This window comes from Paraburkholderia sp. J10-1 (assembly GCF_905220165.1).
Taxonomy (GTDB): Bacteria; Pseudomonadota; Gammaproteobacteria; order Burkholderiales; family Burkholderiaceae; genus Paraburkholderia.
On the sequence record NZ_CAJMYW010000025.1, the window covers coordinates 71,934 to 80,715 of the forward strand.

The 8,782-nt window shown below is 65.4% G+C and carries 9 protein-coding genes; 4 read left to right on the forward strand and 5 right to left on the reverse strand.

Going from position 1 to position 8,782, the window contains the following annotated elements; genetic code table 11:
- Positions 1–3: 3 nt before the first annotated feature.
- The 4 genes from U5A65_RS37460 to gtdA all read right to left on the reverse strand — a co-directional run bounded on the left by U5A65_RS37460 (position 4) and on the right by gtdA (position 3,772).
- Complete coding sequence (locus U5A65_RS37460) at positions 4–1,212, reverse strand: 3-hydroxybenzoate 6-monooxygenase (protein ID WP_321916478.1); 1,209 nt, start codon at positions 1,210–1,212, stop codon at positions 4–6.
- A 36-nt stretch (positions 1,213–1,248) separates the two neighbouring features.
- Entirely contained in the window at positions 1,249–1,899 is a 651-nt protein-coding gene (gene maiA / locus U5A65_RS37465; RefSeq protein WP_321949405.1) for a maleylacetoacetate isomerase, read from the reverse strand.
- A gap of 29 nt (positions 1,900–1,928) precedes the next feature.
- Positions 1,929–2,627 carry a fumarylacetoacetate hydrolase family protein gene (locus U5A65_RS37470; protein ID WP_158762985.1) on the reverse strand — a complete coding sequence of 233 codons (699 nt, stop codon included), beginning with the start codon at positions 2,625–2,627 and terminating at the stop codon, positions 1,929–1,931.
- A gap of 95 nt (positions 2,628–2,722) precedes the next feature.
- Positions 2,723–3,772, reverse strand: a complete 1,050-nt coding sequence (gene gtdA, locus U5A65_RS37475) for a gentisate 1,2-dioxygenase (protein ID WP_321916564.1) — start codon at positions 3,770–3,772, stop codon at positions 2,723–2,725.
- A 156-nt stretch (positions 3,773–3,928) separates the two neighbouring features.
- Here gtdA and U5A65_RS37480 point away from each other — a divergent pair, with 156 nt between their 5' ends.
- Positions 3,929–4,867: a LysR substrate-binding domain-containing protein gene (locus U5A65_RS37480; RefSeq protein WP_321916473.1), complete on the forward strand. Its 939-nt coding sequence runs from the start codon at positions 3,929–3,931 to the stop codon at positions 4,865–4,867.
- Between the two features lie 91 nt (positions 4,868–4,958).
- Positions 4,959–5,393 (forward strand): Rap1a/Tai family immunity protein, encoded by a 435-nt coding sequence (locus U5A65_RS37485; protein ID WP_321949406.1) that lies wholly within the window; start codon positions 4,959–4,961, stop codon positions 5,391–5,393.
- 33 nt (positions 5,394–5,426) lie between these two features.
- Here U5A65_RS37485 and U5A65_RS37490 read toward each other — a convergent pair whose 3' ends face one another.
- On the reverse strand, positions 5,427–5,831 hold the full coding sequence (locus U5A65_RS37490) for a rhodanese-like domain-containing protein (protein ID WP_321949407.1): 405 nt from the start codon (positions 5,829–5,831) through the stop codon (positions 5,427–5,429).
- A 102-nt stretch (positions 5,832–5,933) separates the two neighbouring features.
- Here U5A65_RS37490 and ftrA point away from each other — a divergent pair, with 102 nt between their 5' ends.
- The gene (ftrA, locus tag U5A65_RS37495) at positions 5,934–6,917 is read left to right on the forward strand and encodes a transcriptional regulator FtrA (protein WP_321938910.1); all 984 of its coding nucleotides are present in this window, start codon (positions 5,934–5,936) and stop codon (positions 6,915–6,917) included.
- A gap of 311 nt (positions 6,918–7,228) precedes the next feature.
- The gene (locus U5A65_RS37500; RefSeq protein ID WP_321916464.1) at positions 7,229–8,728 is read left to right on the forward strand and encodes a SulP family inorganic anion transporter; all 1,500 of its coding nucleotides are present in this window, start codon (positions 7,229–7,231) and stop codon (positions 8,726–8,728) included.
- Positions 8,729–8,782: the final 54 nt, after the last annotated feature.

An 8,782-nucleotide genomic window follows, 5' to 3' on the forward strand; every position in this document is an offset into this window, starting at 1 on the left:
CTTTTACGCCGAGCCGGTGTCGAGGCAGTTCTCGGCGCGCCAGCCGTAGAGCCATTGCAGCGAGTCGTAGAACTGGTCCTGGGTGCGGCCCACCCACAGCGCATTGCGCACCAGACGCTCCACGCCCTTCGCGTGGTAGATGCGGCCCATTTCGCGCGCGGAGTAGAGCACACGCGCCGTGCGCGGAATGCGCGCCGCTTCATAGCGCTTGAATGCCTCGACGAAATCGCCATCGGCTGCCTTGACGGCAACGCCCAAAGTGACCGCGTCTTCGAGCGCCTGGCAGGCGCCCTGCGCCATGTACTGCGTCATCGGGTGCGCGGCGTCGCCGAGTATCGTGGCGCGCCCGAAGCTCCATTGTTCGACCGGGTCGCGGTCGGCCGTGGCCCAACGCTTCCACGACGTGGGCCGGTCGAGCATCTGGCGCGGCAGGGCGTCGATTCCCTGGAAGTACGAAAGAACCTCCTCCTTGCTGCCGTCGCGCACGCCCCAGACTTCCTGCTCACGGCTGTGGAAGGTCACGACGAGGTTGTACTGGCGGCCGCCGCGCAACGGGTAGTGCACGAGGTGGCAGTGCGGCCCCGCCCACACCACGGGCGCGTTGATCTGCAGATCCTTCGGCATGTTGTCCACGTCTACCACGGCGCGGTAGACCACGTGGCCCGTCACGCGCGGCTCGTCGCCGATCAACGCCGCGCGCACCGCGGACTTCACGCCGTCGCAGCCGATCACGGCGTCGGCGCTGTAGCGCTCGCCATGCTGATCGATCACGGTTACACCTGACTCGTTTTGCTCGAGCGATTTGATTTGCGTGTCGGTGCGGAACTGGATGAGCGGGTTGTCTTTCACCGCTTCGAGAATCGACAGATGAATGTCCGCGCGATGAATCACGCCATACGGATTGCCGAAGCGCTCGCGAAAGCGCTCGCCCGTTTCGATGCGCGCAACGGGCTTGGCGTTGGTCGCGTCCATGAGCGTGAGCGAGTCGGTGAATACCGCGCGATTGCGCGCAGCCTCGCCCGCGCCGAGTGCGTCGAGCGCCGTGAAGGCATTGGGGCCGAGCTGGATGCCCGCGCCGATCTCGCCGATCTGCGGCGCCTGCTCGAGCAGCAGCACACGAACGTCGGCCCGCGCGAGCGCGAGCGCCGCGGCCAGTCCGCCGATACCGCCGCCCACCACGATCGCGCTGCGCCTGCCGTTAGAGGTATGCATGTCTTGTCTCCTGAATGATTTGTTTGAGGCGCGTGGCTAGCGGGTGTAATCGGGCTGACGCTGCGGCTCGGCCGCTGCGAATGCGGGGTGCTCGCTAGCGTGCCGATACACAGCCATGCTGCGTTCATAGGCTGAGAGGTCGCAGCCCATACGAAGCGCATTGGCGATTTGCGGCACGAGGCAGCAGTCGGCCAGTGTCGGCGCCGCGCCGAAGCACCACGCTCCATCGTGCGACGTTGCGGCTTGCGCGAGCAGGCGCTCGACGCTTGCCATGCCTTCGGCGATCCAGTGGCGATACCACGCGTTCTTTTGTTCCTGCGTGACGTCCAGCACGTCCTGCAGATACTTGAGCACGCGCAGGTTGTTGACCGGATGGATATCGCAGCCAATCAGATACGCGAGTTCAAGCACGCGCGCACGCGCTTGCGCCTGGGCCGGAATCAGGCGCGGCTCCGGATAGCGCGCGTCGAGCCAGTCGATGATGGCGAGCGACTGGCCAAGATGGAGGTCGCCTTCGACGATCGCCGGCACCGCCGCCGAAGCGTTGATGTGCTCGACATAGTTCGGCGCGCGATGCTCGCCGGTGCGGATGTTCACGCCGAGATAGTCATGCTCGACGCCCTTGAGCCGCAACGCGATGCGCACGCGGTACGAAGTCGAGCTATTGAAGAAGCTGTAGAGCTGCACGATGGACTTTCCTGTAAAACGGCTGCGCTTCAAACCACCTTGACGGTCAGCTCGCCCAGGCGTTCGACGCCCACCTTCATGGTGTCGCCGGCTTTCACGGGGCCCACGCCTTCGGGCGTGCCGGTGAAGATCACATCGCCCGGTTCGAGGCGGAAGAACTTCGAGAGATACGAAACCGTTTCGGCCACCGACCAGATGAGGTGAGAGACATCGCTCTTCTGTTTCGTTTCGCCGTTCACTGTGAGCCACAGGCCCGCGTTGTCGAAGTGGCCGGCGACGCTTGCCGGATGCACGGGCCCGACCGGCGCGGAAAGATCGAACGCCTTGCCGATCTCCCAGGGGCGGCCCATTTCGCGCATCTTCATCTGCAGGTCGCGGCGCGTCATGTCGAGGCCCACGGCGTAGCCCCACACGTGCGAGAGCGCATCTTCCAGGGCGATGTCCGAGCCTGCCTTGCCGATCACCGCCACGAGTTCGGCCTCGTAGTGGTAGTTCTGCGTTTGCGCGGGATACGGGAGTTCGAGCGTTTGCCCATAGGCCACGGGCACGATGGCGTTATCGGGCTTGCAGAAGAAGAAGGGCGGCTCGCGGTCCGGGTCGAAGCCCATTTCGCGCGCATGCGCGGCGTAGTTGCGGCCCACGCAATACACGCGGCGTACGGCGAACTGATCGGTCGAGCCGGCAACGGCAAGGGCGACGGGCGCCTCGGGCTGAAAAACGAATGCCATGATGGTTGCTCTTTGGGAGAGTGACTAGGTTGATATGGATTGCGAATTAATGGGTAAGCCCGTATCGAATCGGACACGCGCTTGCCACAAAGGCGTTAGCCGATGCGTTCCTCGCGCAGCAGATTGAGCGCGGCGAGCACAGGGCGATCGGAATAGCTGAAGAGCACGGCGTCGCTTTGTGCTTCGAGTTGCACCGGCACCCATGAAGGCGCGACGAACACGTCGTGCGGGTCGAACGTGAAGCGCTCCTCGCCGACGCGCACCGCGCCGTGGCCTTCCACCACGCAATAGACGGTCGAATCGGTGCTGCGGTAGGTCTTACCCTTGAAGCCCGCAGGCAAGAACTGCATGAAGGTCGCCATGGTGGGCATGGGCCAGCCGCCCGTGGCCGGATTCACGTAGCGCAGCTTCACGCCGTCCCAGTTGTCGAGTTCGCCGTTGCGGTAGAGCGTCTCTAGCGCTTCGCGGCTGCGCGCATACGGGTAGCTGAAGATCGGCGAAGTCGGATCACTCACCGTATGGCGCACGGGCAGCATGTTGTGGCCAAAGCGCGCGAAGCTGTCGCCTTCGGGGCGCGCGACGGGCTGCGTGGCCTCGGGGTAATTTTCGGCGAAGCCCGCGTCGAGATGCGCGATCAGCGGAATATCCAGACCGTCGAGCCACACCACAGGCTCGCCGCCTTCCTCGACCGACGGGTTGCCATGATCGTGCCAGGTCCACGAGGGCGTGATGATGAAGTCGCCGGGGTGCATGGTGGTGCGCTCGCCGTTCACGGCTGTCCACGCGCCTTTGCCTTCGACGATGAAGCGAAGCGCCGATTGCGTATGGCGATGGCTCGGCGCGATCTCGCCGGGCAGGATCAGCTGCAGGCCGGCGTAGAGGTTGGGCGTCAGGCTCGATTTGCCTGGCAGTCCGGGGTTTTCAAGCACGAGCACGCGCCGGATCGCCTCTTCGGCGCTGATGACCGAGCCCGCCTGCATGACGAGTTCGCGCAGTTGCGCGTACTTCCAGATCGCGGGCAGGGCCTGCGGGCGCGGCGACTTCGGCACGAGGGCGTGCAGCGACTCCCAGAGCGGCGACATGCCGCTGCGCGCGATCTGCGCGTAGTAGGCCGCGCGTTCGGGCGTGACTGCGTTGGCTGACATGCTGGACATGCGAGTCTCCTGTGTTCCGGTGTATTTGTCGGTGCTGCGTTCGTTTGCATTGCCGCTGAACGAATTTATAAGTCAGCAAGCCATATCCGGTAAAATCACAAATTCTTCTTATCCATATGTTTTTGGATATAGCTAGGCGGGGGACACATGGACTGGACACATCGCCTGCGTCTGCGGCACCTGCAGATGCTGCTTTCCGTGGCGCAGACCGGCAATCTGAGCCAGTCGGCCGAAGCGCTCAACACCACACAGCCGGCGCTCTCAAAGTGGCTCAAGGACCTCGAAGCCGACATCGGCTTGCCGCTGTTCGAGCGCCACGCGCGCGGCCTGCGGCCCACGCCCTATGGCGAGGCGCTGATCGAGCACGCGCGGCGCATCGAGGGCCACCTCGACAGCGCGCGCGACGACATGGACGCGCTGCGCGAGGGCGGCAGCGGGCTGATCTCGATTGGCACGTCGGGCGTGTCGGCGGCGGACACGGTGCCGCTCGCGGTCGCGCGGCTCATTGAGACGATGCCGCGCGCGCAGGTGCGGCTCGTGGAAAGCACGATGAACCTCATGATGCCGGCGCTCGTGCACGGGGACCTCGACGTCGTAGTGGGACGCGCGGCCAATGCGCAGGTCGACCCGACGCTCGAAATGGAGACGCTCTATCGCGACCCCGTGAACTTCGTCGTGGGGCTCGGGCATCCGCTAGCGAAACGCCGTAAGCTGGACTGGCCCGATTTGTTCGAGTACGCGTGGATCGTCTGGCCGGCGGGCACGCCCATTCGCACGGCGCTCGAAACGGCGCTCGCGGCGGCTGGGCGCAGCATGCCGCGTCACACCGTGGAATCGAATTCGTCGATGCTCAATGTGACGCTGCTGAACCAGACGCGCCTGATCGGCGTGGCCTCGCATCGCGCGGCCGTGCGCTTCGAGCGGCTCAACGTGCTGCGCGTGCTTGCCATGCCGATGCCGCTTGGAAGTTCGGGCGCGGTGGCCATGTACTGGCGGCGTGACAGCGTGAGCCGCGCGGCCGTGGGGCTGGCGCTGGATTGTTTGCGCGAGAGTGCGAATCCGGCGGGGGATGGCGCGGGGCAATGAAGTGAATCGCTGACGAGGGACAACCTGATGCAACCAGCCTGACGTTATGCTGCGCGGCTGGATTTTTCCCATGCATAGGTTCTACCCCGAAATGAAAAAGCTCACCCTCGCAGGATTCGTACTCGCCAATGTGCTGTGCGCCGGCAGCGCGCTTGCGCAGACTCCGTTTCCACAGACGGCCCGGACCGCGGCGACTGCGGCACAGGTCCAGGCTCCGGCCCCGGCACCGGCACCGTCACAGAACCAGGTCCCCACGATCGATCAGGGCGACGTCTTCCTCGGCGTATGCCAGAAGCCCGAGAATGTCGACGCTTGCGTCATGTATTACGCCGGCTACACGAACGGCGTGCTGGTGCAGTCCCTCGTCGACAAGCAGCGGCCACGGTACTGTGTGCCGCCGAATATCAGCCGCAAGGACCAGCTCGCCGCCGTGACGGCATGGATGAAGCGCAACCTCGATCATGTTCTTGAACCGACCGCGGCCGTTATCTACAAGGCGCTGGTCGGAACGTTTCCCTGCAAGTAAGCGCGACGCACTTTGCCACTGTGCGGCAGGCGCTTATCCCGCCTCGTCGACAGCCAGCTCGAAGCCTTCGTCGAGCCAACCCGTTACACCGCCGATCATCACCTTGACGGGCCTTCCCAACTGCGCGAGCCGGATCGCACCACGCGTTGCCCCATTGCAATGCGGACCGGCGCAGTACGTCACGAACAACGTTTCGGCAGGCCAGGCCGCGAGCTTCGACGCGACGATCTTCCCGTGCGGCAGGTTGACCGCGCCGGGCACATGGCCGGCTGCATAGAGCGCGGGACCACGAACGTCGAGCAGAACGAAATCCGCCGGTTCGTTGCCCGCGAGTGCGGCATGCACATCGGAGCAGTCGGTTTCAAAACACAGCGACGCGGTGAAATGCGTGAGCGCTTCGTCGCTCCCGGCGGCAGGAATGGCGGATACGGTCGACATGAATACGGCTCCTGAGTGGCGAGTTGAGATGGCATCCATTGTGCGAGGCAGGCTGCATGACGAGCCAGTGGCGCGATTGCCAATCTCCGGTAACATTGCGCCATGAATGAATCCACCGATCATCTTGTCGTCGCGCTCGCCTACGACAAGCTGTGTACCTTCGAATTCGGCTGCGTGACGGAATTTTTCGCACTCGAGCGGCCGGAGCTGGACGTCGACTGGTATCGCTTCGCCGTGTGCGCGCTCGAGCGCGGGCCGCTGCGCGCTGCCGGCGGCATCACGGTGCAGGCGCCTTATACGCTCGCGATGCTCGATCGGGCGCAGACCATCGTCATACCGGGCTGGCGCGATGCGGACGAGTTGCCGCCCAAGGCGCTGCTCAAGAAGCTGAGTGCGGCCTACGCGCGCGGCGCCCGTCTTTGCTCGATCTGTTCCGGAGTGTTCGTGCTTGCCGCCGCGGGGGTGCTGGACGGCAAACGCGTGACGACGCATTGGCGCTACGCCGAGCGTCTGCAGCAGCGCTATCCGCGCGTCATCGTGGAGCCGCAGGCGCTGTACGTCGACGAGGGGCAGATTCTGACTTCGGCGGGCTCTGCTGCCGGGCTCGACATGCTGCTTCACCTCGTGCGGCGGGATCATGGCCCTGCGGTCGCCAATCGCGTGGCGCAGCGGCTCGTGGTCGCGCCGCATCGCGAAGGCGGACAGGCACAGTTCGTCCCGCGCCCCATGCCGCCCGACGAGGCCAGCCGTCTCGCGCAACTGATGGACTGGGTGCGGGCGAATCCAAAACGTGAACATAGTGTCGAGTCGTTGGCCGCCAGGGCCTCCATGAGCCCACGAACGCTGCAACGGCAGTTTCAGGAGGCAACGGGCATGGGGCCGTATGAGTGGGTCTTGCGTGAGCGCGTGGCGGTTGCGCGCGATCTGCTCGAGTCCCGGCCTCGCCTCGCCATCGCACGTATTGCCGAGCTTGCGGGATTCGGTTCCGAAGAATCGATGCGGCGGCACTTCAGGCGCATCGCGCTGACGAGCCCGAGCGCATACCGGGCGAAATTCGGTGCGCGCACAGCTAACGGGACTGCGTGAGGCATTGCAGGCGTGACCGTCACGCCTGCGCGTATTCGTCGATTTCGTCTGCGAGCGGCGCTTCAAGACGGCCCGTGTTTGCTACCCGCAACCCGCGCGCTCGCCGGCGACCGTACGGCAATCATGCTAGGATGCGCCCTTTCGTCCGTCTGGACCGTGCCATGGCGCGCGTGCGCCTGCGCGGGCCTCCTGAAAGCGGCGCCACACCGCCGCTTCGCGCGCCGAGCTTTCCCCGCCGCCTTTCGAGCCCACGCGCCGCGTGGGGCGTGGTAACGACATCCAGCCAATCTGCCGCAAATCCCTAACGCTTCATGGAATCCGACCGTTCCGGCTCGCGCCGCTCTTCCCGCTTTTCGTCGCTGCGTAGCGAACTGCTCGCGGGCATCACGTCGTCGTTTGCGCTCGTGCCCGAATGCATCGCCTTTGCGCTCGTCGCGCGCGTCAATCCGCTCGCGGGCCTGTACGGCGCATTTTTCATCTGTACGATCACGGCGCTGTTCGGCGGCCGGCCCGGGATGATTTCGGGCGCGGCGGGGTCGATGGCCGTGGTGATCGTCGCGCTCGTGGTTCAGCATGGCCCGCAGTATCTGTTTGCCACGGTCGTGCTGAGCGGCATCGTCATGGTGCTGTTCGGGGCGTTGCGCCTCGGCAAGCTGATTCGCATGGTGCCGCATCCGGTGATGCTCGGCTTCGTCAATGGCCTCGCGATCATCATTGCGCGCGCACAGTTCGAGCACTTCAAGGTGCCCGGCCCGCAGGGGCCGCAGTGGATGCACGGCCCGGCGCTCGCGCTGATGGCGGGGCTCGTTGCGCTCACCATGGCGATCGTGTACGTGCTGCCGCGCGTGACGAAGGCCGCGCCGCCCGCGCTCGTGGCGATCGTTGGTGTGGGGCTTGCCGCGCAGTGGCTGCACCTGCCGGTGCGCACGCTCGGCGACATGGCGCACATTGCAGGCGGCCTGCCCACGTTTGCGCTGCCCGCCGTGCCGTTCGACCTCGCCACGCTCAAGATCGTGCTGCCCTACGCGGTACTGATGGCGATGGTGGGGCTGCTGGAGACGCTCCTCACGCTCAACCTCACCGACGACGTGACGGCCACGCGCGGCCGCCCCAACCGCGAGTGCGTGGCGCTCGGCGCGGCCAACGTCGCTTCGGGCCTGTTCGGCGCGATGGGCGGCTGCGCGATGATCGGCCAGACCGTCATCAATCTCGGCTCGGGCGGTCGCGCACGCATCTCGGGCGTGACGAGCGGCGTAATGATCCTGCTCTACATTCTTTTCCTTTCGCCGCTGATCGAGCGCATTCCACTCGCGGCGCTGGTGGGCGTGATGTTCGTGGTGGCTGCGCAAACCTTCGCTTGGGGCTCGCTGCGCGTGCTGCACAAGGTGCCGCGCAACGACGCCGTGGTGATCGTTGCGGTCACAATCATCACCGTGTGCACGGATCTCGCGACGGCGGTGCTTTGCGGCATCGTGATCGCATCGCTCAATTTTGCGTGGCAGCATGCGCGCGAGTTCCGCTGCGAGACACGCGACACCGCTGCGGGCGAGCGCGTGTACGTGCCGCGCGGTACGCTGTTCTTCGCCTCGGCCACGCACTTCCAGATGTTGTTCGATCCGCAGAGCGATCCCGCGCACGTCACGATCGACTGCGCGCATCTGCATGTGGCGGACCATTCGGCGATCGCCGCGCTCGAAGCGGTGCAGGGGCGCTACGAGCGCGCGGGCAAGCGGGTCGTATTCGCGCATCTTTCGCCGCGTTGCAGCGGCTTGCTGGCGCGCGCGGAGGTGGAGGTGCGGGTTTCCGTATGATGTGCCGAAGGCGGGGATACCCCGCCTTTTTTGTTTATGCTTGCGCGATGCGAT

Excerpts from the sequence above, each read along its gene's own strand:
- U5A65_RS37480 (WP_321916473.1), top strand. The coding sequence starts at position 3,929 with ATGGACTGGACACATCGCCTGCGTCTGCGGCACCTGCAGATGCTGCTT.
- U5A65_RS37470 (WP_158762985.1), bottom strand. The coding sequence starts at position 2,627 with ATGGCATTCGTTTTTCAGCCCGAGGCGCCCGTCGCCCTTGCCGTTGCC.
- ftrA (WP_321938910.1), top strand. The coding sequence starts at position 5,934 with ATGAATGAATCCACCGATCATCTTGTCGTCGCGCTCGCCTACGACAAG.
- U5A65_RS37500 (WP_321916464.1), top strand. The coding sequence starts at position 7,229 with ATGGAATCCGACCGTTCCGGCTCGCGCCGCTCTTCCCGCTTTTCGTCG.
- U5A65_RS37460 (WP_321916478.1), bottom strand. The coding sequence starts at position 1,212 with ATGCATACCTCTAACGGCAGGCGCAGCGCGATCGTGGTGGGCGGCGGT.
- gtdA (WP_321916564.1), bottom strand. The coding sequence starts at position 3,772 with ATGTCAGCCAACGCAGTCACGCCCGAACGCGCGGCCTACTACGCGCAG.
- U5A65_RS37485 (WP_321949406.1), top strand. The coding sequence starts at position 4,959 with ATGAAAAAGCTCACCCTCGCAGGATTCGTACTCGCCAATGTGCTGTGC.
- U5A65_RS37490 (WP_321949407.1), bottom strand. The coding sequence starts at position 5,831 with ATGTCGACCGTATCCGCCATTCCTGCCGCCGGGAGCGACGAAGCGCTC.